The organism is Pseudoalteromonas sp. TP27 (genome assembly GCF_056470645.1).
Map to the genome: position 1 here is coordinate 54,298 of NZ_JARDAK010000005.1, position 24,477 is coordinate 78,774.

Consider the following 24,477-nt stretch of genomic DNA (forward strand, 5'->3'; position numbering starts at 1 on the left):
GAAAATACAAAAGCCCGATTTAAATCGGGCTTTTGTTTATGTGACTAAATTTAGTTACTCAGTTAAAAACTCTTTAAATACGGTTTCAAACTTGTGTAATTTAGGTGCTATTAAAATACTACAGTAACCTTGCTGTGGGTTTTCGTTATAGTAATTTTGATGGTAATGCTCTGCCGGATAATACGCAGTAGCAGGGCTCACTTCTGTCACAATAGGTTCACTCACATGGCTTTGCAGTTGGGCTATCATTTCATTGGTTTGCTTTAGTTGGGCTTCATCGTGATAGTAAACAACGCTTCTATATTGTGTGCCTATATCGTTACCTTGTTTATTTAGCTGTGTTGCATCATGTAAAGTGAAAAACATTGCTAAAAGTGTTTCAAAGCTAACTACAGTAGTATCAAATTCAATTTTAACAACCTCAGCGTGCCCAGTTGTGCCAGAGCATACAGAATTATAGGTTGGGGCGTCAGTTTCGCCACCAGTATAGCCAGAACTCACATCTAATACGCCATTTACACGTCTAAATGCTGCATCTATACACCAAAAACAGCCGCCACCAAATGTGGCTACTTGCGTTGTTGAGCTCATAAATATTCCTAAAATGTATATGGAGTCTAAAGGCGAGCATAAATTGTATGCGCCGCAACAACAAGGTTACGGCGCAATAAAGAGATTAGATCTCTTCGAAAGGTTTATCTGCTGCTTGTTTATCTAGCTTTTGTTGTAAAAACTCAGGTGACTGTGTATTTTTAGATAGAGCATAATACGCAGCAGGTACAACAAAAAGAGTCAGCAGGGTAGATACAATAACGCCTGTAAACACAACTACACCAATTACCATTCTGCTTTCTGCACCAGGGCCTGAGGCAAGCACTAAAGGTACTGCACTCATAACAGTTGTTAGTGAGGTCATTATTATCGGACGAAGACGCTGGGTAGCCGCTTGTAGTATTGCTTCACTAAATTCAACACCTTTATCGCGTAATTGGTTAGTAAACTCTACAATTAAAATACCATTTTTAGCGCTTAACCCTATGAGCATAACAATACCTATTTGGCTGTAAATATTGAGCGTAAGGCCTGTAGCCCAAAGCCCGAACATAGCGCCCATTAAACCAAGTGGTACAGTAAGCATAATTACAAACGGGTGCATAAAGCTTTCAAACTGTGCAGCAAGCACCAAGAAGGTAACGGTTAGTGCAAGTATAAATACGTAGGTCATCGCTGATGCGCCTTCGTAATAAAGCTGCGATTCACCTTTGTAATCTACTGCGCCATCTATATCGTTTTCTTCAGCAGCCACTTCGTTTAAAAAGTTAAGCGCTTGCTCAAGTGTGTAACCGTCAGCTAAGTTGGCGCTTAATGTAATTGCGCGCATACGGTTATAACGGTTTAAGCGCGATGCGGTTGCTTCCTCTTTTAAGCTGATAAGGCTATCAAGTGGGACTAGTTCACCACTGCGTGATTTAAGGTATATATTTGAAATGTCAGTAGGGTTAGTAAAGTCTTCTTTAGTCCCTTTTAAAATCACATCGTATTCTTCACCACGGTCAATAAATGTTGTAACACGGCGCTGGCCCAGCATTGTTTCAAGGGTTGTGCCTACATCAGACACAGACACACCTAAATCAGCGGCTTTGTTTTTATCTATGCTCACTAAAAACTGTGGGAAGGTTTCTTTATAATCGTGGTCGATTCTGACAAGGCCAGGGTTTAGTTCTGCACGCTTTATAATACGGTCGCGCCAGTCGGCAAGTTGCGCGTAATCATTACCTTGAAGTACAAACTCAATTGGGCGAGATGAGCCACCACCACCAATACCACGGCGCATAATAGCAAATGCACGAACATCGGTAACTTCTTGCATTTTACCGCTTATTTCGTCCATTACTTCCCACGTTGAGCGTTTACGTTTATCCCAATCGGCCATTCCCACAATTGCAACACCGCCGCTGCCACCCCAGCCAGGTACGCGAACGAGTACGCGACTTAGTTCACCTGATTCAGAGTAAGGCGTTAAGCGCTCTTCAATTTTTGCCATATTAGCGGCGTTATTTTCGTAACTTGCACCTTCTGGGCCACTCATCATAATAAAGAAGGTACCACGGTCTTCTTTTGGCGTTAGTTCAGAAGGGACTTGTAAAAACAGCGAGTAACTAACAAAACCAGCTAATAATAAGCTAACCATTAAACCCCATTTACGAGTTATGTTAGTTGAGAGTGAATTACGGTAACTTACTTCAATTTTAGTAAATTGACGATCCATCCATTGGCTAAACTTATTTGGTTTGTCTGATACTTTAAGTACTTTAGAGCACAGTGCTGGTGCGAGTGTAAGTGCGGTAACACTTGAGAAAAATACAGCAGCACTTACCGCCATAGCAAACTCGGTAAATAATGCGCCTATACGGCCATCCATAAATACCAGTGGTACAAATACAGATATAAGTACAAGAGTGGTTGCTACAATGGCAAAACCTACTTCACGCGCGCCTCTAAATGCCGCGAGTAACGGTGGTTCACCTAGTTCAATGCGACGGTGAATGTTTTCAAGCATTACAATGGCATCATCTACCACTAAACCAATGGCCAGCACTAAGGCAAGTAACGTTAGTAAGTTGATTGAGTAACCCATTGCTAATAAAAACATAAAGCTACCAACCAGTGCAACTGGTACTGTTACTGCTGGAATAAGGGTTGCTCTTATGCTGCCTAAAAACAAAAATATAACGAGTACTACTAGGCCCATAGAAATGGCTAGCGTACTGTAAACTTCACTAATTGATTCTTTAATGAATACAGACGAATCGTAGCTTTCTTCAATCGTGGTACCTTCAGGTAAATTACGTTTGATTTTTTCAAGCTCGCTGCGTGCATTATCTACTACGGTAAGCGTGTTTGCTTTAGCTTGCTTTACAACACCTAAACCAATCATATTACGGCCATTACCACGAAATAAGCTTTCGTCATCGGCAGCTTCTAATTGTACATCGGCAACTTCACCTAAACGTATTAAATAACCTTCATCACCACGTTTAATTACTAGGTTTTTAAAATCACGCTGATCTTTGTAACTACGCGCAGTACGCACTGTAAAGTCACGGTCTATTGATTCTATTTCACCGGCGGGTAGTTCAACGTTTTCTGTACGCAGTGTATCTTCAATGTCGCTGGAGGTAATACCACGAGCAGCCATTGCTTGGCGGTTTAGCCAAATTTTCATAGCGTACTGTCGCTCACCGCCAATACGTACGTTAGATACTCCATCTACTACGGCTAAGCGGTCAACAATAAAGCGGTGCGCGTAATCAGAGAGCTGTAATGAGTCCATTGTTTCGCTGTTTAATACAAACCATACGATTGGGCTTTCATCACTATTTGATTTAGACACTTCAGGCGGGCGTACTTGATCTGGCAAGCTGTCTAGTGCACGTGCCACACGTTCGCGTACATCGTTAGATGCCGCATCTATGTCGCGGTTAATATCAAATTCAATAGTAATGTTTGAACGTCCATTACGACTCGATGAGTTAATACTTTTAATACCTTCAATACCCGAAATACGGTTTTCTATTATTTGCGTTATTTTTGTTTCTATAATTTCGGCAGAAGCACCTGTGTATTCAGTGCTGATATTTACAATCGGCGTTTCAATATCAGGGTACTCACGAAGTGGCAGCATAGTAAATGCGACCAATCCAAAAGTAAGGAGGAGTAAGTTAATTACAATGGCAAAAACGGGGCGTTTAACGCTAGTATCTGTAATTTTCACGTATTACCCCTTTACGCTTACTTTACTACCAGAGCGAATTTTAATTAGCCCTTCAGTAATAATTTGCTCGCCATCGGTTAAACCTTCGTCAATAGCAACCCAGCCATTATTTCTGCCAGCAACATGCACTTCAATTTTATTGGCTACTCCGTCTTGAATTTGAAAAACAAAGTGTTTGTCTTGTAAAGGGATAACAGCTTTTTCTGGCACCATTAAAGCTTGGTTACTACTAAGCTCAAGCGCTGTATTTAGTAACATACCAGGGCGTAATAAGCCTGATTTATTAGCAAAACTTGCAGTTACTTCAACACTGCGTGTTACCGAATCAATACGCGAGCTAATATGCGTTACCTTGCCAGTAAATGTCTGCCCTGGGTAGGCGTCGTTTTGGGTAAGCACCTTCATACCCATATTTAATTGTGCTAAATATTTTTCAGGCACTTTAAAGTCAACTTTAATAATACTAATATCATCAAGTGTGGTTATTATTGTTGTGTTGCTTACGTAGGCGCCAACTGATATTTCACGCTTACCTAACAGGCCCGAAAATGGCGCGGTAATAGTCATTTCATTTAATTTGGTTTTAGCGCTTTCTAGTTGAGCCTCTGTTGCATCTACGCGAGATAGCTGCTCTTCAAGTAATGACTTTGCCGTTGATTGCGAACGTGAAAGTTCGGTTAGGCGATCTAACTGACGTTTTTCTTCACGTAAATTAATACCAAGCTCTTTAACTGCAAGCTGCTCTTGTTGGCTTTGTAGCTGTACTAGTTTTTGTCCTTTACTGACTAGGTCGCCATCTTTAAAATATATATCGGTGACATAATCATTTTGTGCACTTTTTATATAAATAGCTTGGTTTGCACGTGCGCTACCAATGGCTTCTATCATCACTGCGTTTTCCTGAGAGGTAACAGTATGAGCCATAACTTGGGTAGACATTTGTGATGAATCGGCTTGTTCGCCGTGGCTAGCGGGTAAATATAAATAAACGCTAAATATTAGTAGTAATGTAATAATAAATGGAAAAAGAGCTTTACCTGATTGTCTTGAGTGCATCGTTTTCATACCTGAAAATTAATTATATGTATTGTACGAAATAAGACCGAGAAAAGGCGGTTATGTGTCTCATAAATTTGTGCGTTAAGCGTAAAAGTAAATAAGATTTATTCATTGTTCCTATTTTGTTGAGGATAAAGCGGTAATGTATGAAATTTAAAACGACCTGTAACTTATGTATAACAACAAGAAAGATCATAATTTGGGCCATTATAATGTTTGTTTTTTATATGGTGTTTTACCAATATGGATAAATCTAACAATGTAATTAAATTTCGGGCACAAGGTGCGCGAAACGCAGTTGAGGTGCTTGCAGTCGGTGCTATAGGCTTAGTGTTTATTATGTTGTTTAATTTACTAAGGCCAGGTGAGATTAGCATCCTTGAAGTGTTTTTAGTGAGTTTGTGTATTGCCGCTATTTTTATTGGATATTTAAAAACTCAAGAGCCGTATTATAGCCTTTTGATAAGTGAGTCGGAGCTTGTTTATTGCCATAAATATGGTGCTTGGAGCATGTCTCGTAGTAACTTCCATCACAGCGGTATACCAAAAGTAGAAGATGGCCTTGATTACTTAGAGCTTAATGCGGTGGGTGTTAAAGTAAATGACATAGATGAGTTTTTAACAAATTTTGCACCAAGAATTGCAGGGAAACTTTTAATAGAGCAGCGTAATTTATTTATGCAAGTTGTTCAAAAACATTGCAAAAATGGCAGTTGCCCATCAGAATGGTTAATAGAAGATACACAATATACATCCCATAAAGGGGTTAGCTATACTGGTCTTATAGCCATGTTTGCTAACAGAACTAAGCACCTTCAACTGCTAACAGGTTACGATTTATTATTACCTGCCAGTGTATTAGATAGAGATATTTGGGCATTTAGTGCTAACTTAAATAAGTGGAAGCGCGAGCCTCGTCAGTTTATAGCGTCGCAAATTAATAATTAAGCTGCGACCGTAGGAAAGAAAATGAGCCAAGACAGAGCCTTTTTAAAAAGTGGCAGAAACACCATAATACATAAAGATAGAAAATACGATTTAGTCATCATAAATTCTGAAATCCATCCCAAAATTAAAGTAACGCAGCACGGTTTAGAGCCTTTTAAAGAAGAACTTCCTAAGAACCGCCGAGATGCAAAAGAACGCTATTTAGAGGTGGTTCATGTAACTAGCGCCGACGTGTTTGGAGAGGAAAAGCAATTATTGTTTATTCAAGCTTTAGATGGGCGTGAGTATAAAATTGATTATAGTAAGATAGGTACAAAGCTGTTTGTACGTATCCACCAAGATGCTTATATGTAGTATTTTAATGGCATATTTATTGCCTGTGATTACGCTATAGTAATTATTTGACATAAAAAGGTGCTGCGTATGAAAGCGTTTACTTTAATCCCTCTCATTTCTTGTGGCTTGCTAAGTGCGTGTGGAGGCGGTGGCGGCGATAGCGATAATACAGTTGTAGAAACCTCTGTTAATGCTGGAATCGATTTACAAATTATCGAAAAAACTGAATTTACCATCACAGCACAAGGTTCTCCCGCTGATGGTACGTTTTCATGGCAGCAAGTTAGCGGCCCAAGCTTAGATGGCTTTCCACTTGAGGGCGCTGAGCAAACACTTACCGCACCTGATGTAAAAACTGATAGTGAAATAATCTTAAGAGTGAGCTATCAAAGTACAGGTAGTAGTGTTGTTAGTGACGATATTTCTATTTCAGTGAGCTCTAATAACCAACTTCCTGTTGCTGTTGTTACACAAATATCTCCTGAAATACTTCCTTCTGTTTACAAAGATACGGTGACTTTGAGCGGCCTTGAGTCGAGCGATCCTGACGATAATGGCCAAATTGATAGTTACTTGTGGCAATTGCTATCAGGTCCTGATTTAGATATTACGAGCTTTAATGAGTCAACGCTTAGCTTTTCTCATCCATTACTTGAAAGTAACGTAAATTTATCTTGGCAGCTAACCGTTACCGATGATGAAGGCGGTGAAGCGAGTACGCAATATTCAATGACGCTTAACAAAACAAATGAGTTAGTGGATGCAAACGCAGGTGCTGATCAAAATATTGAAGAGTTTGAACAAGTAACGCTTGATGCAACAAATAGCGAAACGGTTACCGATACCTATCAGTGTAAATGGCAACAACTTACCGGTAATGGCGAAGCACTAGGTAATAGCAACCAATGTACAACGACATTTATTGCCTCTGATGTAGATACAGAGACCACATTAAGCTTTGAGGTAACGGTAACTGATTCAAAAGGACGTACCGATACAGACTCTTTATTTGTTGATGTATCACCTAAAGCGCTTGGCCTTATAAACGATAGTGGTGTTGGTGAGTGTTATAGCAATACACAACGCATTAACTGTGAAAGCGATGATTTTCCAGCGCAAGATGCCGAGCTTGGGCGCGATAGCTATGCAAACCGTTTAGACAAAGTAGGTAAAGGGAATTTAGCATTTGATTACACTAAACTTAATCAATTTGCAGATGAAGTTGCAGATGAAAGCTCAAATTTTAGTTGTATTCGCGACAATCTAACAGGCTTAGTTTGGGAAGTGAAAAGTGCGGTGTCGGGCATAGTACCAAGTACAGTTTTACGAGATGGGCAAAATCATTATATTTGGGATTTAGGCGATACAACATCAGAAATTATAACTACTGGTGGAGCAAATACAACCTGCCCTAGTGATACAGACTGTGGTTTACAAACTTACATCAATGACGTCAACGCGCTTGATTTTTGTGGCGGTACAAATTGGCGAATACCTACCTACAATGAACTACTAGGTCTAATTGATTACGGAAAACAAGGGCAAAGAGTATTAATAGATGAAAACTTTTTCCCTAATATACCTGAGTATGGCGCAATAACAGGCGTTAAATTACCGTACTGGACCTCGCAAACTGCAGCCGATGGTACAAGTTTATCGCAAGCGTATATTATAGATATGAGTGATGGTAACGACCTTGCTTACCCAAAAGAAAAGACCGCTTATGTACGTTTAGTTAGAAGTCGTTAGGAGAAAATAATGAAATTAAAATTACTCTATGCACTAGCAACTATAAGCTTGAGCTTTAATATTGCAGCGGCGCAAACGTGCTACGACGGTGCAGATACCACAACACCGACAGATAGATTTACTATAAATACAGATGGCACAGTTTCTGATAGCGAAACTGGCCTAATGTGGCAACGCTGTAGTTATGGGCAAACTTATAATACAGAGACCCAGCTTTGTGAAGGTTCTACACCTTCTCTTACTTGGCAAGAAGCGCTTCGCGGTGCTAAAAATGATACAACCGCAGATTACGATGATTGGCAAATGCCTAACATTAAAGAATTAGCGAGTATTCTAGAGCACAGTTGCACCGAGCCGAGCATTAATGAAGAGGTGTTTTTTGGTACTAAGCTTCAAAACTATTGGTCAAATACATCGGGTGTGAGCACTATGAACTCGGCGTGGGTTTATCAATTTGATAGTGGGCTAAATAGCTTGCATGCCAAAACCAGTAATGTGTATTTACGGTTAGTACGCTACGAAAAATAAAGTACATCAAAAAATTTGATATACAAAAGTGCAGCCTTAAAACCGCTGCATTTTTTTGTTTTACATAAATTTACGTTATTTCAATAATAAAGCGCTTACAACGTTGTCACTTAGCACGTTTTTTTGCCATTATAGGCCGTGATTTAATTATGAAGGAACATCACGGTGTATTTAAGCTATTTTGGCCTGAATGAAAAACCTTTTTCAATTTCGCCCAACCCTCATTACTTATTTTTAAGTGAACGACATAAAGAAGCCTTAGCACACCTTACCTACGGATTAGGTGAAGACGGTGGTTTTGTATTATTAACAGGTGAAGTAGGCACAGGTAAAACAACAATTACCCGCAGCATGTTAGAACAATTGCCTGAAAATACGCAAGTAGCGATGATACATAACCCAGCACTTTCAGAGCTGGAGTTATTAGCCAGTATTTGTGATGAGCTCAACATTAGTTACGATACTAATAATGCGACGCTTAAAAGTCTTACCGATATTATAAAAAAGCATTTAGAGACTAATAATAAATCGGGTGGGCATACAATACTTATTATTGATGAAGCGCAATTACTTGCTCCTAATGTGCTTGAGCAATTGCGTTTGCTAACCAATATAGAAACCGATCATAAAAAGTTATTACAAATAGTATTGGTTGGCCAACCGGAGCTACAAGAACTTTTAAAGCGCAATGAGCTGAGGCAACTTGCCCAAAGAATAACAGCTCGTTACCATTTATTACCACTTACGCAGGGTCAAACAGTTGCCTATATAAAGCATCGGTTGCATGTTGCAGGGTGTGATAAAGGCATTTTTTCGATGGATGCCATGCAAGCTGTTCATCAATTAACCGGTGGTGTACCACGTTTAATGAACTTGGTCTGTGAGCGTGCTTTGGTAGGCACCTTTGCAAAGCAGCAGCTAATAGTTGATAGCGATATAATAAAAAAATCAGCACATGAATCACTACCCATGGATTTTGTAGCGCCAGCTAATGAGACTAGCAAAGGAATATCATTTGTATCATACAGCTTTGCTTTCGCTACTTTATTTGCCATAGGTATTGGGCTTTCATTTATTTTATAGTTAGGTAAGTTATGTCTTATTTATTAGATGCGCTAAAGCAGTCGCAGCAATCAGATATGAGTGCTGAACAGTACGACTTGCAATCAGAGCAGTTAAAACAGCAGCAAGCACTTAAGCGTTATAGACGATTAGCATTAGTTTTTGGTACTAGTTTAGGTGCTTTTATTGCAGTAGCTGGTGGCTTTACTACGGGTAAGTGGATTCAAAGTACCAATTTATTAAAGGTATCACAATCAGCTGCAATTAAGGTGGCTGAGAGCGAAAATTCAGCACCTAAAAAAGAAATTAAGCAGATAGATAATGAAGTTGAAAAAACACAAATAGCTAAGTTAGAACCAGCCAAAGCAGCTTCAACAAATACAGCCACGATTGAAGGGCAATTTGTGCACGTGCAAACGCCTACTGGTGTGCAGCAAATGCTATTAACCCCTAACGGGCAATATATTCCTATGCCATCAAGTCAGGGGGCGAGTACAGCAGGTTATAATCAACAGCAGAGCATGCAACAAGTAATGCCAGTTCAAAATTATAATCAGCCAGTATTTAACCCACAAAGTAATTACAGTTCAAATGATGCGCAGAACGCTTCGGTATTTGGGCAAAATCAAAATACATCATCTGCTCAACTAGATATGAGTAAATATAAGGTGCTGGGTAAGCCAATTAATGGCAGTAGTCAGGCCCAACAAGTGAGCGACCCTGAACTTGAAGCGGTGCCTACAACGCTTAAAAATGCGTTTGCGCAAGCTATACAAGACGTCGAAAAAAACCAAGATTATGAAGTTACCCACGCATCAAAAACATCATCACGTGTTGAGCCTGTAGAGTTACTGCCTGATGGTTTGCAATCAATGTTGCCTAGCATTAAATATCAGGCTCATATTTACTCATCGAGTGCTGACAAACGTTGGATCAAGTTAAACGGCCGAGAGTTACATGAAGGGGAAAGTATAGGGGCTCTAACCGTAAGAGAAATTACACCTGAGCAAAGTGTACTTGATTTTGATGGCTATGAGTTTAGCTTAAAAGCGCTACAAGACTGGCCTGAATAGAAAGTAATTAAGCTACTTCATTCTGCAATTAATTATGCTTAACGAAGTAGCTTAGTATATCTAAGATAAAATAGAATTTTTATAAAAGCGCTCTAAATCAATATTATATTCTTTGGGTTTAATAGCTGATTCAAGCGTGTCTAAAGTTTTCTTGCTTGATAAATCAATGTTCTGAATTTGCGTGTAACGGCTATGTTTAGCGCTATAGAATGTTTTAACCACTGGTTTTAACGGCTTGGATGGGTTGCTTTCAGTCACTAACCCTACTTTTTGACTAGACAGTTTAACTAACGTCCCTACAGGATGAATACCAATACATTGAATAAATTTGGTGAGTAGAACTGGGTCAAAACTATCAGGACAGCCATCTTTTAATATTTTGAATGCTCTAATTGGTTCCATACCCGCTTTATAGACGCGCTCAGCTGTAAGTGCATCATACACATCTACAATTGACGCCATACGTACGTACTGACTTATCTCGTCGCCTTTCTTACCAAACGGGTAACCTTTACCATCTAATCTTTCATGATGCATACCCGCTATATCAACAGCAACACCTGTTAAGCCGGCTTCTTCTAAAATCTCCTTACTAAAAAGAGAGTGCTTTTTCATTACTTCAAATTCAGCTTCAGTAAAACGACCTGGTTTATTAAGTACTTCATCAGGGATTTTTATTTTACCAATATCGTGCAAAAGAGCACCTGTTGTTAGCTCAATAATAATGTCTTTTTCTATACCTAAATGCTTTGCAAAAATACTCATTAAAATCGAAACATTAATTGAGTGCTCTAGGAGATAAGCATCTTTTTGACGCATTTGTGTAAGGCATGCTAGTGCATCTTGATTTCTAAAGACAGACTCCATAAAGCCACCAGCTAGTTCTCTAAAAGGAGCTATATTTATATTGCGACCTGCTTCAATATCTTTAAATGCTTTTAGTTGCAGTGTTTTTGCTTCATCGTAAAGCTTTTTTGCTTTACCCATTTCTTGCTCGCTACTCAATGTTTTTTGCCAAGGATCACGTTTTATTTTTTTTAGAGGTATCGTGATTGGATCTTTTTCAAAGACTGTATCGACGAGAGTTTTACTAGGATCTATTATTACCTCTAAAATTCCTGCCCTTTTAAGCTTATCGATACTCTCCGGCGTTTTAACCCAGCCTTGATTTGTGACCTTAATGGAGCCGGTTTGCTTCGTAACGCTTTGCACAAACATACCCGGAAGTAGCTTTGAGATAGAAATAGTTTTCAATTTTTTCGACTTCTGTTACTAATCTCCCTTTAAATTAACAAATATATTCATTTTTATCTAATAAAAAAGGCACTTTTTCAGTGCCTTTTATAAAAAACAAGCTAGAAAGTATTAGAACGCTTATTCATCGTCTTCAACAAGTGTCATTAGTGATGTGTTACCACCAGATGCCGTTGTATCAATACTGATTGTTTTTTCAGTAATAAGACGCTTGATTAACGTATCGTAATACTCAGAGCTAATTACTGGTAAAATTGCACCTTTACGCTGTGCAAGCTGCTGGCTAAAGTAGCCTAAGCGAGACGAGCGAGCTGCAACTACCGCACCTGCTAAATGAGGGTGAGCCAAAATAGCTTGTAACTGATTAGGTTTAGCTACTTGGAAAACACCTTCAGCAACACCTGTAGAGATAAACTTATCTTTAAAGGCAACAGCTTCATCATAAAACAACTCAGATGCCACTGTAATTACCGTGTTACCTGCGGCAATAGCGGTAATGATAGACAGTGCCCAGAAGTTGAATGATGTGCTCTTATCTGCATAACACACTACACAACCACGTGCTTCTAGATGAAGTGTATTAGACTCACCCGTTGGCCCTGGCAGGGTAGTAAACTTACGCATGTGTTTTTCAAGGCGGTTAAGCTGAGCACGTGCTTCTGATAGTGTTAATGCTAAATCGTCTGCTAAGTCGTCGATAATTTCTACCGTCGCGATTTTAGCAAGCAACTGACGTACAGCCGAAACACGGTCGTTTAATGGTGTTGCACGCCAAATTTTTTCATCGCGCATTGAGTTAGCCATTAGCTTTTTAACTTGTTCATTTGCACCGCTGTAGTGGTGTAAATCAAGTTCGTCAGGCGTTAGGTTAGTCATTTGTACGTTATCTGGAGATGCTTTTTCTTTCACTAAACGTTGTAGGTAGTTAGGGCCACCGGCTTTAGGGCCAGTACCTGATAAACCACGGCCACCAAATGGTTGCACACCAACAATAGCACCAATCATGTTACGGTTAATGTAAACGTTACCGGCACGTGACATTTTAGCTAGGTACTCACAACGCTCTTCAATACGTGAATGAACACCCATTGTCAGGCCGTAACCAGTGTTATTAATTTGGTCAATTACGTTATCAATGTCATTCGATTTAAAGCGAACAATATGAACGCATGGGCCAAATACTTCACGCTTAAGTACTGATAAGTCTTTAATTTCGTATAAACGAGGAGCAAAAAAGTATGCGCCATTTTGCGTATTATCAGGAATTTTACATTCGTAATGAAGTATAGAATTACCTTTTAAGTACTCAACGTGTTCGTTTAAGTTTTTAAGTGCTTTTTCATCAATTACAGGACCAACATCAGTTGATAGTAACGATGGATCGCCAATGTGCAACTCAGCTAGAGCACCTTTAAGCATTTCGATAATGCCATCCGCTACGTCATCTTGAATGAATAACACACGAAGAGCGGAACAACGTTGCCCAGCACTTTGAAAACCAGAACTGATCACATCGTCAACTACTTGCTCAGGAAGGGCAGTTGAGTCAACAATCATACAGTTTTGGCCACCTGTTTCTGCAATTAACGGTACTTGAATATCGTTACGTGCAGCAAGTGTTTGAGAAATTAATGTGCCTGTTTCAGTAGAGCCTGTAAACATAACTGCTTGAATACGCTCATCAGGAACAATTGTTTTGCCTACTTCAGAACCGCGAGCAATAACAGGCTGAACAACATGCTCAGGTAAACCAACAGAGAGCATTAGTTCAATAGCACGAATTGCGATTAAGCTTGTTTGCTCAGCAGGCTTAGCAATTACAGTGTTACCTGTAACAATGGCTGCAGCAACTTGACCTAAGAATATTGCAAGCGGGAAGTTCCACGGACTAATACATAAAATAACGCCACGGGCTTCAAAACGCTCATCTTTAGATAACTCTTCAGCGCGCGCTGCGTAGTAACGACAAAAATCAACCGCTTCACGTACTTCATCAATACCATCTTGCGCTACTTTACCCGCTTCTTTAATACAGATAGCGACTAGTTCATCATGATGACGCTCTAAAATGTCAGCAACGCGACGCAGTAAATTAGCTCGCTCTTTTACTGGTGTTTGTGACCATGATTCAAGTGCCGCTTCAGCGTTAGCCAGTAATACTTTCATCTCTTCGCCAGTTTGTAACTTAACGTGGCCGATGATTTCTTTGTGATTTGCTGGGTTTTTAACAGCCAATGAGCCTTCTGGTACTTGGCTTTGCTCAATTAAGTGCTCATTAAACCATGTTTCAAGATTCTCTTTGAAAGGGGTAATAACATTAATATCGGTTAAATCCATGCCTTTAGAGTTAGCACGTTCTTCACCGTATAAATCAATTGGCATTTTGATTTGCGTATTGTACTTGTTACGCAGGCCTTGCAGTGTTTCTACAGGGTCTGGTAGTAATGATTCAACAGGTTTTGTTGTATCTACAATCGCGTTTACAAATGATGAGTTAGCACCATTTTCTAACAAACGACGAACAAGGTAAGCAAGTAGGTCTTCGTGTTGACCAACCGGTGCATATACACGACATTGAATTTTTTCTTCGTTAACGATTTGGTCGAATAATGATTCACCCATACCGTGCAAACGTTGAAATTCAAAACCGGTGTTGTCGCCTTTCGCTACTTCTAAAATAGTCGCGGCAGTGTAAGCGTTGTGCGTTGCAAATTGTGGATAAAGTACGTCGCGCGCTTCAAGCATTTTAATTGCACATGCTTTGTAAGAAACATCGGTTGTTGCTTTACGAGTAAATACAGGGAAATGCTCTAAACCATCTTGTTGTGTGGTTTTGATTTCAGTATCCCAGTACGCGCCCTTAACTAAACGTACCATCATTTTACGACCAACACGGGTTGCAAGGTCTGTTAGCCATTCAATTACAAAAATAGCGCGTTTTTGGTACGCTTGAACCGCTAAGCCAAATCCTTGCCAATCACCAAGATCTTCATCACTAAATACCGCTTCAATGACATCTAATGAAATATCTAAACGGTCAGCTTCTTCAGCATCAACGGTAAAGCCGATATCGTATTTCTTAGCAGCAAGCGCAAGTTCTTTTAGCTTTGGTACAATTTCTTCCATCACGCGGTCTTTATGAGTGAACTCATAACGCGGGTGAATAGCAGAAAGCTTCACTGAAATACCAGGGCTCTTTACAGGGCCACGGCCGTTTGCCGCTTTACCAATAGCATGAATTGCATTCATGTAGCTGTCAAAGTAACGCTTCGCATCTTTCATTGTGCGCGCGCCTTCGCCTAGCATATCGTAAGAATATACATAACCTTTTTGCTCTGTATCGGCAGCACGTTCAATTGCTTCGTCAATGGTACGACCCATAACGAATTGCTTACCCATAATTTTCATAGCAAAATTTACAGACTTACGAATAACTGGCTCACCTAAACGACCAATGGTCTTTTTAAGCATGCCGAACTGTTGTTCTTTCGTTTTGTCTGTGTAGTTAACCATTTTACCGGTAACTAATAATCCCCAAGAAGACGCGTTTACGAATAAAGAATCGCTGCTGCCTAAATGAGAGCTCCAATCACCTTTCGCTAACTTGTCACGAATCAGTACATCTTGAGTTGCTTTGTCTGGTACGCGAAGCAGCGCTTCGGCCAAACACATTAATACAACGCCTTCTTCACTAGAGAGTGAAAATTCATTTAAAAGCGCATCAACACCGCCTTGCCCATCTTGCTCTTTACGAATGTTTAAAACAATCTGGCGGGCTCTTTCCCAGGCACGACTTCGTGCTTTTACGCCTACTTCTGCAAGCGGTAAAATATGATCAATAACCGCATTTTCATCTATGCGGTAGAAGTCACGGATTCTTTGTCTAATAGGACAAATCGTTGTTAAATCGCCGTTGAATAACATAAGCAACCCTCAGGAGTGTTAAGAATTAAAGTAAAATTAATTACCAATAAATTACCAGTGATATTGTGAGTGCATTCTAATTAAATTTCAGCAGAATATGCTGGTTAAATTTCGCGTTTTACGATAATTTACAGGGCATAAATTTAACTTATCCGCATAAAATTCTGTTATGACAATTCCAAATAGATTACGCATGCTAGATCGTATTGATTTAGCCATACTAGACGTTCTACAAAAGAACGGCAGAATTTCAAATGTTAACCTCGCAAAACAGGTTAATTTGAGTGCAAGCCCGTGTCTTGATCGTGTAAAACGATTAGAGCAAGAAGGCTATATCGAAGGCTACTACGCTAAGCTTAGCGAAGCAAAGCTTAATCAAAGCTTAGTAGCACATGTTCAAGTGTCGCTTGTTGCTTCAAATACAGCAGTATTTAAGGTATTTAGAGAGCATATACTAAGAATACAACAAGTCGTTGAATGCGACATGGTGGCAGGCGGTTATGATTATTTATTAAAAATCCGCGTTTCTAATATGGAAGAATATAGACAAGTTCTTGGCGACTTAGTCGATATTCCCGGCGTGGGCACTCATCATACTTATATGGTGATCGAAAAGATTAAAAAAGACGAAGGGCTGCTAATCGACATTTAAGCTTTTCTTAAGTAATAAAAAACCGCAATTGCGGTTTTTTATTTTAGTAGATAAAGGCTATACCAAATAGTTAGTACATCACCTTATACATAATTTATTACGACCTTCCGACTTCGCTCTATATAAAGCCGTATCAGCCGCGCATATTAATGCCTCAGATGTTCTGTACTGATTATCGTATTCACACGCTAAACCCTGGCTTACACTTATCTTTACATTCGCTGGCAAACCAATATCTCTAAAATTAATGTTGAGTATTTTTTCTTGAATACGTTTTGCGATCATTTCTGCATTTGAGACATGTGAGCGGGGTAATACAACAGCAAACTCCTCACCACCATAGCGTGCTACTAAACTATCTTTTGAGGGGAGGCAGTCTTCAATTGTTTGAGCTACTTTTTGCAAACATTTATCACCCTTTACATGACCAAAATTATCATTAAACAGTTTAAAAAAATCAATATCGATCAAGATAAAACTCAAAGGCTGTTTGTCTACTATGCATTCTTGCCAATTTTTAATAATCGCCTTTTCTAAAGTGCAGCGATTAGCGACGCCTGTAAGGTGATCTATTTTGGCTATGTTTTCGAGTACTTTATACTTTTTAACATGCCTAGAAATATCATGCATAATACAAATAAATAGAGGGATATTGTTTGTAGTTGATGCGGGTATACAAGAAATTGAGAGCTCTATATCTAAACAGTTACCATTGTTTTTTATTATTTTAACTTCTTTCGGGCCATGATTGAGTGGTGTTTGATAGTTGTTTTTCCAACTTTCAAACATGTATTGATAGTCATCGCGATACTGTTCTTGTAAACAATCTTGCCATTTTTTACCTATTAACGAGTCAGACGTAACATTAAAAAAACGAGCTGCAACGGGATTTACTGATTCAAACACTCCATCTGCATTAACAATAAAAATAGCATCGGCCATCACATTAGTGACATTAATAATTGCGCTTATTTTTTCATTGTTAACGGTATTAGAAATGCTGCTCATTAATGCAGATACAGCGTTGTCGGTGTTGTTTGCTCTGCTATTTTCATTATTGTTAGACATGGTGTTGCTCATTTTTATTGTTAATGAAACTTTATGTCTAGCAGTTTATTTAATTTATGTTTTTTAAACCTTTCGGTAACCTTCCTTTCTAAGCTGTTGTTACTTATTGTTTATTTTTTGGGTTTAAATAAATTGCACAGGAATAAATCAGCCCAGTGCAATTTAAAATCAATAATTAATCGTTGTTGATTAATTTTTTTTATTTATAACTTGTGGGTCAGGGCTTGAATAAGGTTTATCATTACATTCAACGTTAAATATTAAACACGCAGTGCCTGAGTTTTTTGCTGTATCGATGATAGTGATTGCTTGGTGGTTATCACTAAGTGCATAACTGAAGTCTTGGGCACATGTTCCTATTTTATCAGTAACTGTAGCTCCTGTGAAAAAAAAGCCTAGCCCAACTGCAGCAGGAGTTAAAGTGTAAGTACCTGCAGTTTCGGTTCTTACTGTACCGCCGCCATCAACGGCTTTGCCATTTTCTGTGTAGCTAAAAATAGCCTCTTTTTTATCGTTAAACTCAATATGCACTTGAATGTCGACTTTGTTTATAGTTGTAGTCATGTAATTTCCTTTGTATTTAGTTTTATAGTTTAAAGTCAGTAATGCCTAGTTTTAACAGGCTTGCTGTTATTGTTGGTATTTCGTTTGCTCGGTTTAAGCAGGTATACGCTTGTACCTGCGGGTACTTTACGTGAATACTTTGGTTTATTTTTACTGTTTTAGTAATAGCTTTAAGCACATTTAAGCAAAATTGCTCTCGTTGTTCACTGGTCGCAGCTAATTTAGCTTTGAATAGGTTTATATTTATGGGGGCTAAGTTATCTCTATTTTTCATTTTATTGGTTATGTACCGTTTATATTCGCCATCATTCTCAAGGGTCGTTAATAACTCTTGCGCTTTAAGGGGGAAGTTTCTGTCAATAAAATAGTGAATTAGACTAATTTGTGTATTGATAGAATTGATACTATTAAGACCTTGTGATTTTAAGAAGCTAATAATTTTTTCTGTCCTTGAATCAATCTTTTTGTCATAAGACAACATTATCAATTGCGCTAATGAGCGATAATACATATGTTGAAATTCATTATTTTCCGGATCTTGCTTTAAAGCCTCATTTATAATTTCATTCGCAAAGCGAGCTTTTAAATAGGCCATTTTTTTATCAGGTAAATAACTTAGTAAATAACTTTGTTGCATATGTATATTTGCTGACATATAAAAAAGACTGGCGTCATCAGGGTAGTGATTAGTCATTTCTTTCACCACAGAAACTGCATTTTCCAGCATATTCATTGCGACATTAAAGTTACCTAAGTTACCTTCAGTTTTTGCAAGCCAACTGATTGTATCTGCTTTATCACGTAATAAATTTTTACTATTCGGTTTTAGTTCAATGGCCCTATTCTTAAGCATAAGTGACTCTGTAAAGCTTTTTTTCGCGGCTATATAGTCAAATTTCTCTGTGTATAAAGAACCCAGTGAATTATGTGAATATGACAATTCCATAATCGAGTTAAAATCATTGGGTGCTAATGAATACATTTTTTCGCTATAAGAGTGGTACTTTTTAAATAATGGCTCAGTGGCGGCGTAATCACTTTTATCGTAACTAAGCTGCCCTAACCAAAAGGCATTGGCACCCGCAAGCGTGAGTAGCTCTAAGTTGTTTGGCTGGATTTTTAATAATGCCTCAAGGCGGGTGCGGGCATTTTCAAAGGCGGTGAAGGCTTCGTCGGTTTTACCGCGTGAATAGGCTACCTCTCCCATTGCTTCAAGAGTTTGTGCGTACTGAAGACGGTTGTTAAATTGTGCTTTATCATCGCTAAAGCTAAAAAGTGAACCTGATTCGTCAGTTTGATTAGTAAAATACTCAAGTGCTTTATTACTAATACCGTCAAGTAAGTCCATTCGCTTTACGCTACGTAATTTATCGGCAAAATCACCGACCATAAAACCAAGCAGGCTTTCTGCTTCAAGTCGCTTTTGCTGTGCCTGCTGTTGTGCTTTAAAACTGGTGAAACTCATTAATAACGCAATAAATGTGAGTAAACAGAGTAAAAATATTGTGCCACGTTTTATGTTTGTTTTAGTTTTAGTGCTTTTAATGGATCTTTTAATAAGTGCATGTTCGTTATCGTCAAGCTCGAATACATTATCGTTGAGTAGTGAAATAACTTCTTGCAGTGGTTTACCCGGCGCCAAAAGGTAAGCATTACTTTTACCTTCATTAATCCAGTTTTGTGCTTGGTGTTGTAAGCGGCTTTTTATTGCTATTGCATCTTTATGGTCATTAATCCAGTTTTTTGCACGAGGCCATTGGCGTAATAGTGCCTCGTGAGCAAGACTAAAACAGGCTTCGCCATTTTGTAAGTGTGATACAAATAAACGGCTTTCTACCATGGCCTGCACAAATTCTTTTTGGCTTTTATTATTTAATGTTTGCCAACGTGCTGCTCGGCTCGTAATGGTTTTACCATCAGGATTTAGGGTCACTAATTGCGATAACACGCTATTAAGTTGTTGCTGTTGCTCGCTGTTTAGGCTGATAAATACATCTTCTGCTTTTTTACCGATTGCGCCCTCAATACCACCTAGTTTTGTATAAACACTGTGCAGCAGCTCGTTATTATCACTGCGCTGCAAGTACAGCTCTTGCAATGTGTATTGCAGCATGGGCAGTGCATCGGGGTTATTGGCTGTATCGGCACAAAGTATTTCATCCAGTGGTGTTTGGGTTTGTGGGTCATTCGAGAACGTTAAATTAGCGGTTAACGCTGGCAGGCGAATAATTTGTTGAAGCTCTTGGCGGTTTGGCGGTGCTAAATCGTAATGCGCACCATGAGGTTTACCTGCCATTAGGCTGGGTTGTTCAACCACTAAAGGATAAAAGTCGTTACGGCACGCACTAAATACAATCACTGTTTTAGAGGTTGCTAAGCGCTCAATAACCGATAAAAAATGGCTGCGTGTTTCGCTACTAAATAAAAGAGAAGAAAGCAGTACTTCTAAGCGGTCAATAAATAAAAATAACTGTGGTGTTTTAAGTTGTGTAGAGGCTTTGCTAAGTGCAATTTGTATGGAGTTGATTACGCCATCGATTGTCAATTCTAGTTGCTCTGCCAGTGTTTGCGCGCTTAATCCTTCAAACACAGGAAGGCCGTTTATATCCCAATCAAGCAATGTAGAAGCTAAATCTAAAAAAAGTCTATTTTTATGAACATCTGCAAAGTCGAGTTGGCTATAAGAAATAACCCCAATGCCATTATAGCCTCGCTCATCAAGTAATTTAGGCAATATACCCGCATTAACAAGTGATGATTTACCTGTGCCACTTGGACCCAGTATTAAACAAAACGCGCGACCAAATTTAACTTGGCTCGATATTCTATTGAGTAACGTTTCTATAGATTGATTGCGGCCAAAAAATAGGTGTGTATCGCTTGGGTTGTAGGCGCTTAATCCTAAAAAAGGAGAGCCTCCTTGCCATGTGTTTTCAGTTGTTTTTATGTCTTCAGCTAGAGGAAACTCTAGTTTTGCAATAACGCGGTAACCACGTTTGCGAATAGTTTCTATGTAGGTGGGCTCACTTGCTTTATCACCAAGGGCTTTTCGTAACTGCGTAATTGTTTTATGCAGCGGGTTATCGCCTACCTCAACATTTTTCCAGCATTGATCTAATAGCTCGTCACTCGTAACAATTTCGCCTTTTTGTAAGCACAAATGGACTAATACATCCATGGCTTTTGGTTCTAACTGTTTAGTTTTTTCTGCACGCTGAAGAGTCTTTGACAGGGGGTTGACTTGCCAATCACCTAAATAAAAAGGGCTGCGATTCATAATTGCTCATTATTGTTATTATGTAATTAAAGCGAGTGATTTGCCGACTTTTTTAACCAAGTCTTTATATTACAGATAAAATAACAAACAGATAAAGAGTTTTTACGCAGTAAAAGTGGTTTATTGATGTGGGTAATTCAATATTGAGTTACCCACTGAGTTTTATGACTCTATATCGCTTTTATTTATGGTAACTACGCGTTGAGGGAATGGGATTTCAATATCAGCATTATTAATTGCTTTATAAACACCACCGTTAATAGCCAGCTTAGTTTCGATAATTTTAGTAGTAGGCACCCAATATCGGTAGCTTATTGTAACACCGCTATCGGCAAAACGTTCAATACCCACTTGTGATAACGGATTTTGTGCAACTAATTCATGTGCTTTAAGTACGTCCTCAATGAGACTAATCGCGTTATCAGAGCAAGCATTATAGGCTATATCTATTTCACCTTTGACCAATGAGTAACTAAATGAGTTATGAAGTATTTCACCTACTATGTGCTTATTTGGAATGGTAATTTCTACTTTTTCTTCATTGATTAAAATAGTGTAGCCAAGCTCAATAGTTTTAACTTGGCCGCTTACATTTTTAACTTCAATAGTATCACCAACAACAAAAGGTCGAGTGGCTATAATCGCAAGGCCTGCACCATAGTTAGAGAGCATTCCTTGCAATGCTAAACCTGCACCTAAAGACGCAGCACCAATGGCTGCTACAAATGGCGTAACGCTGATACCTATTTTGCCAAGTGCAATAATTATAACCATTACAATTAGCAGTACTTTTACCACGCTACTGACAAAGTTAGTAAGCGTAATGTCAACGTTATGGCGGGTCATTAACGCGGCTACAAATTTGGCAAGCTTTTGTGCTATCCACAAACCAATGAGGACGATAAAAATAGCGCCAACAATTTGCATACTGTAGGTAACCATATACTCAGTAAGCATGGTGTAATATTTTTCAAACTGTTCGATTTCAGAACTGATCATAAAGCGCTCTATGTTAGGGCTATGTTGTATTTTTCCAACTATAGCAAAATGTTGACTAAAAATGGATATAACAGCGGCACTATAATTGCTGTTAATAAAGCACTTAGCGCCATTGCAACTGAGGAGTAAGCGCCTACTTTTGGATGCTCAGCAATAGCAGCAGCAGTCCCAATTGCATGACAAGCTGTGCCCATGGCAACACCTTGAGATTCGTGATTAAAAATATTAATGAGTTTAAAAAGCATAAAGCCAAATAAAGCGCCTAGTAAACCAATAAAAATAACTAAAGCCGCAGCAAGAGAGCTAATCCCCCCTAATGAGTCAGTAACAATTAAAGATATTGGGGTTGTGACACTGAGTGCGGCAACAGATGCACTTAGCTGCACAGGCGCATTAAATAATATGCTTAGCAAAAATGCCACAACGGTTGCGTTAACAATACCTAAGCTACATGTTGCGACTATGAGTAATAGATTTTTTCGTACGTGTGTAAACTGCTGATATAAAGGAAGTGCTAAAGCCACAATCGCGGGCTCTAATAACCAGCTTAATAATTTGCTGTGCGAGGCAAATTGCGTATAAGGCAGATTTAGGTTAATTAGTAATAAAGCGATAATACTAATACTTAAAAATACGGGGTTAGTGAGCGATTTAAATACGCTGTTTTTTATACTTTGGTTTACGGCCCTTAGTGCTAAAAACAATACAATAATAAAAGGAATACTTAGCCACCATAAATTAGGCTGTAGCTCTGAAATAGCGGAAAAAGTAAAATCAGTCATTATTTTCTCTTCCCTTAAAGTACGCAATTACACTGCTAACAAGCAACAAGGTAGTTATAGGGACTAGCACCACAACTGAGGCTAAAAATGCCCAGTGCGACTTTATAAGGCCGAGATGTTCAATAAATCCCACACCCGCAGGAATGAAAAATATAGGCATAATATTTAAAATAGGGGAGGCGCATGGTTTTACATGTTGCTCTTTTACAATACCCGATAAGAGTAAAACTAATAAAATAACCATAGCGAGTAACGGTGCAGGAAAGCTTCCACCAATAAAGTGCATAATGAGTTTAGCGCAGGCTAAACATAGTAAAATAATAGCGCTACTGAGCAGATATTTCATCAAATTGGCTCACAGAAAAGATAAGAGCTTAACTTTAACAAATCAAACTCTTTTATGCATTGTGCAATAGCCTACCAGTGCTTTATATTTGCGTAGGTTATATCCGCTTTTCCTTTTGCTTTAGCAATTGCTTTTTTAGTGTTTGGGTTTAGCAATAAGCGAATTTGGCTGAAGGTTTCTTTAGCGAGTATTTTTCGTTGGTTTGGTTTATAGCTAAGTTGTGTAACACGTTTAATAGCAGCAAGCGTATCTGGTGAACGCTCAAGTAATGTATCGAGCATGTTTTGCGTTGCTTGCTGAGTATCATCGGTAAGCTGAGTAACCAAACCTAGCTCATTTGCTTGTTGTGCTGTGATTTGGTTTGCGTGGCTTGCAAGCCAAAGTGCTTGGTCGCGCTTAACTAAACTGCTCATCATTACATTCGCTCCCATATCGGGGCACAATCCCCAACGCGCTTCCATAATGGCAAGTTTGGCATCAATATGAACAACCCTGTAATCTGCCCCTAAAGCTATTTGCAAACCACCCCCTAAACAGTTGCCATCAATTTGTGCAATAACGGGCACACTCAGTGACTGCCAGCCTAATACTGCTTTTTGCGCTAAATTTTGATTACCAGGTAACCACTTAAACAATAATTTTGCTATGTTCATTGGTGTAGCCATTACTGCGGATATATCAAGACCTACACAAAAATGCTCGCCATCGCCTTTTATTACCACAGCACGAATACTGCGATCTCTTTTTATATTTTTAATGGCTTTATGTAGCTCTACAAACATTTCAAAGCTTAATGCATTTTGTTTTTTTGCTCTGCTAAGCGTGACGGTTGCAATGCCATTTTGTTTTTCTAGTTTTATCATTACACACTCCTCTGACCTGTTTATTGAGCTTATGTTGTTATAAGAATTAAGTAAAGTTACGGTATTTTTTAAATAAATGGAATTTATTGCTAAAGCCGTAGTCTTAAAGGATTGGTTTTAGATGATAAAAAGCTGAACAATTAGAACCTAAGATGATAAAAATATTTCACGTTGTTATTTTCAACCAAAAAATAAAAATTAATCTTTATATTCAGTAG

At 38.8% G+C, this 24,477-nt stretch carries 19 protein-coding genes; 7 read left to right on the forward strand and 12 right to left on the reverse strand.

Going from position 1 to position 24,477, the window contains the following annotated elements:
* Window positions 1-54 precede the first annotated feature (54 nt).
* The 3 genes from msrA to PX700_RS07985 form a co-directional block, all read right to left on the reverse strand.
* Entirely contained in the window at window positions 55-591 is a 537-nt protein-coding gene (gene msrA, locus PX700_RS07975) for a peptide-methionine (S)-S-oxide reductase MsrA (protein ID WP_415636544.1), read from the reverse strand.
* 85 nt (window positions 592-676) lie between these two features.
* Window positions 677-3,775 (reverse strand): efflux RND transporter permease subunit, encoded by a 3,099-nt coding sequence (locus PX700_RS07980; RefSeq protein ID WP_479520437.1) that lies wholly within the window; start codon window positions 3,773-3,775, stop codon window positions 677-679.
* A 3-nt stretch (window positions 3,776-3,778) separates the two neighbouring features.
* A complete protein-coding gene (locus PX700_RS07985; protein ID WP_479520438.1) occupies window positions 3,779-4,831 on the reverse strand; it encodes an efflux RND transporter periplasmic adaptor subunit in 1,053 nt (350 codons plus the stop codon).
* A gap of 246 nt (window positions 4,832-5,077) precedes the next feature.
* Here PX700_RS07985 and PX700_RS07990 point away from each other — a divergent pair, with 246 nt between their 5' ends.
* The 6 genes from PX700_RS07990 (at window position 5,078) to PX700_RS08015 (ending at window position 10,530) form a co-directional block, all read left to right on the forward strand.
* Window positions 5,078-5,782, forward strand: a complete 705-nt coding sequence (locus tag PX700_RS07990; protein ID WP_415636541.1) for a DUF2982 domain-containing protein — start codon at window positions 5,078-5,080, stop codon at window positions 5,780-5,782.
* A 21-nt stretch (window positions 5,783-5,803) separates the two neighbouring features.
* On the forward strand, window positions 5,804-6,136 hold the full coding sequence (locus PX700_RS07995; protein WP_415636540.1) for a hypothetical protein: 333 nt from the start codon (window positions 5,804-5,806) through the stop codon (window positions 6,134-6,136).
* Window positions 6,137-6,205: 69 nt separating this feature from the next.
* Window positions 6,206-7,867 (forward strand): Lcl C-terminal domain-containing protein, encoded by a 1,662-nt coding sequence (locus tag PX700_RS08000; RefSeq protein ID WP_415636539.1) that lies wholly within the window; start codon window positions 6,206-6,208, stop codon window positions 7,865-7,867.
* A 9-nt stretch (window positions 7,868-7,876) separates the two neighbouring features.
* A complete protein-coding gene (locus tag PX700_RS08005) occupies window positions 7,877-8,395 on the forward strand; it encodes an Lcl C-terminal domain-containing protein (protein WP_479520439.1) in 519 nt (172 codons plus the stop codon).
* Window positions 8,396-8,560: 165 nt separating this feature from the next.
* On the forward strand, window positions 8,561-9,478 hold the full coding sequence (locus tag PX700_RS08010) for an ExeA family protein (protein ID WP_415636537.1): 918 nt from the start codon (window positions 8,561-8,563) through the stop codon (window positions 9,476-9,478).
* 11 nt (window positions 9,479-9,489) lie between these two features.
* The gene (locus PX700_RS08015) at window positions 9,490-10,530 is read left to right on the forward strand and encodes a general secretion pathway protein GspB (protein ID WP_479520440.1); all 1,041 of its coding nucleotides are present in this window, start codon (window positions 9,490-9,492) and stop codon (window positions 10,528-10,530) included.
* A 60-nt stretch (window positions 10,531-10,590) separates the two neighbouring features.
* On the opposite strand, the gene PX700_RS08020 is transcribed toward PX700_RS08015, so the two are convergent.
* Both PX700_RS08020 and putA read right to left on the reverse strand, forming a co-directional pair.
* The gene (locus PX700_RS08020) at window positions 10,591-11,784 is read right to left on the reverse strand and encodes an HD-GYP domain-containing protein (RefSeq protein WP_479520441.1); all 1,194 of its coding nucleotides are present in this window, start codon (window positions 11,782-11,784) and stop codon (window positions 10,591-10,593) included.
* 120 nt (window positions 11,785-11,904) lie between these two features.
* A complete protein-coding gene (putA, locus tag PX700_RS08025) occupies window positions 11,905-15,708 on the reverse strand; it encodes a bifunctional proline dehydrogenase/L-glutamate gamma-semialdehyde dehydrogenase PutA (protein ID WP_479520442.1) in 3,804 nt (1,267 codons plus the stop codon).
* A gap of 169 nt (window positions 15,709-15,877) precedes the next feature.
* Between putA and PX700_RS08030 the strand changes: the two genes are divergently transcribed.
* A complete protein-coding gene (locus PX700_RS08030; protein WP_024590009.1) occupies window positions 15,878-16,360 on the forward strand; it encodes a winged helix-turn-helix transcriptional regulator in 483 nt (160 codons plus the stop codon).
* A gap of 78 nt (window positions 16,361-16,438) precedes the next feature.
* Here PX700_RS08030 and PX700_RS08035 read toward each other — a convergent pair whose 3' ends face one another.
* The 7 genes from PX700_RS08035 to PX700_RS08065 form a co-directional block, all read right to left on the reverse strand.
* Complete coding sequence (locus tag PX700_RS08035; protein ID WP_007581681.1) at window positions 16,439-17,428, reverse strand: sensor domain-containing diguanylate cyclase; 990 nt, start codon at window positions 17,426-17,428, stop codon at window positions 16,439-16,441.
* 189 nt (window positions 17,429-17,617) lie between these two features.
* Window positions 17,618-17,992: a DP-EP family protein gene (locus PX700_RS08040; RefSeq protein WP_479520443.1), complete on the reverse strand. Its 375-nt coding sequence runs from the start codon at window positions 17,990-17,992 to the stop codon at window positions 17,618-17,620.
* 22 nt (window positions 17,993-18,014) lie between these two features.
* Entirely contained in the window at window positions 18,015-21,269 is a 3,255-nt protein-coding gene (locus PX700_RS08045; RefSeq protein WP_479520444.1) for an nSTAND1 domain-containing NTPase, read from the reverse strand.
* 162 nt (window positions 21,270-21,431) lie between these two features.
* The gene (locus PX700_RS08050) at window positions 21,432-22,268 is read right to left on the reverse strand and encodes a mechanosensitive ion channel family protein (RefSeq protein WP_479520445.1); all 837 of its coding nucleotides are present in this window, start codon (window positions 22,266-22,268) and stop codon (window positions 21,432-21,434) included.
* Between the two features lie 38 nt (window positions 22,269-22,306).
* A complete protein-coding gene (locus PX700_RS08055; RefSeq protein ID WP_166377281.1) occupies window positions 22,307-23,050 on the reverse strand; it encodes an LrgB family protein in 744 nt (247 codons plus the stop codon).
* A complete protein-coding gene (locus PX700_RS08060; protein WP_010553207.1) occupies window positions 23,043-23,396 on the reverse strand; it encodes a CidA/LrgA family protein in 354 nt (117 codons plus the stop codon). The genes PX700_RS08055 and PX700_RS08060 overlap by 8 nt, the downstream gene beginning before the upstream one ends.
* Before the next feature lie 71 nt (window positions 23,397-23,467).
* A complete protein-coding gene (locus PX700_RS08065; protein WP_479520446.1) occupies window positions 23,468-24,259 on the reverse strand; it encodes a crotonase/enoyl-CoA hydratase family protein in 792 nt (263 codons plus the stop codon).
* Between the last annotated feature and the right edge of the window lie 218 nt (window positions 24,260-24,477).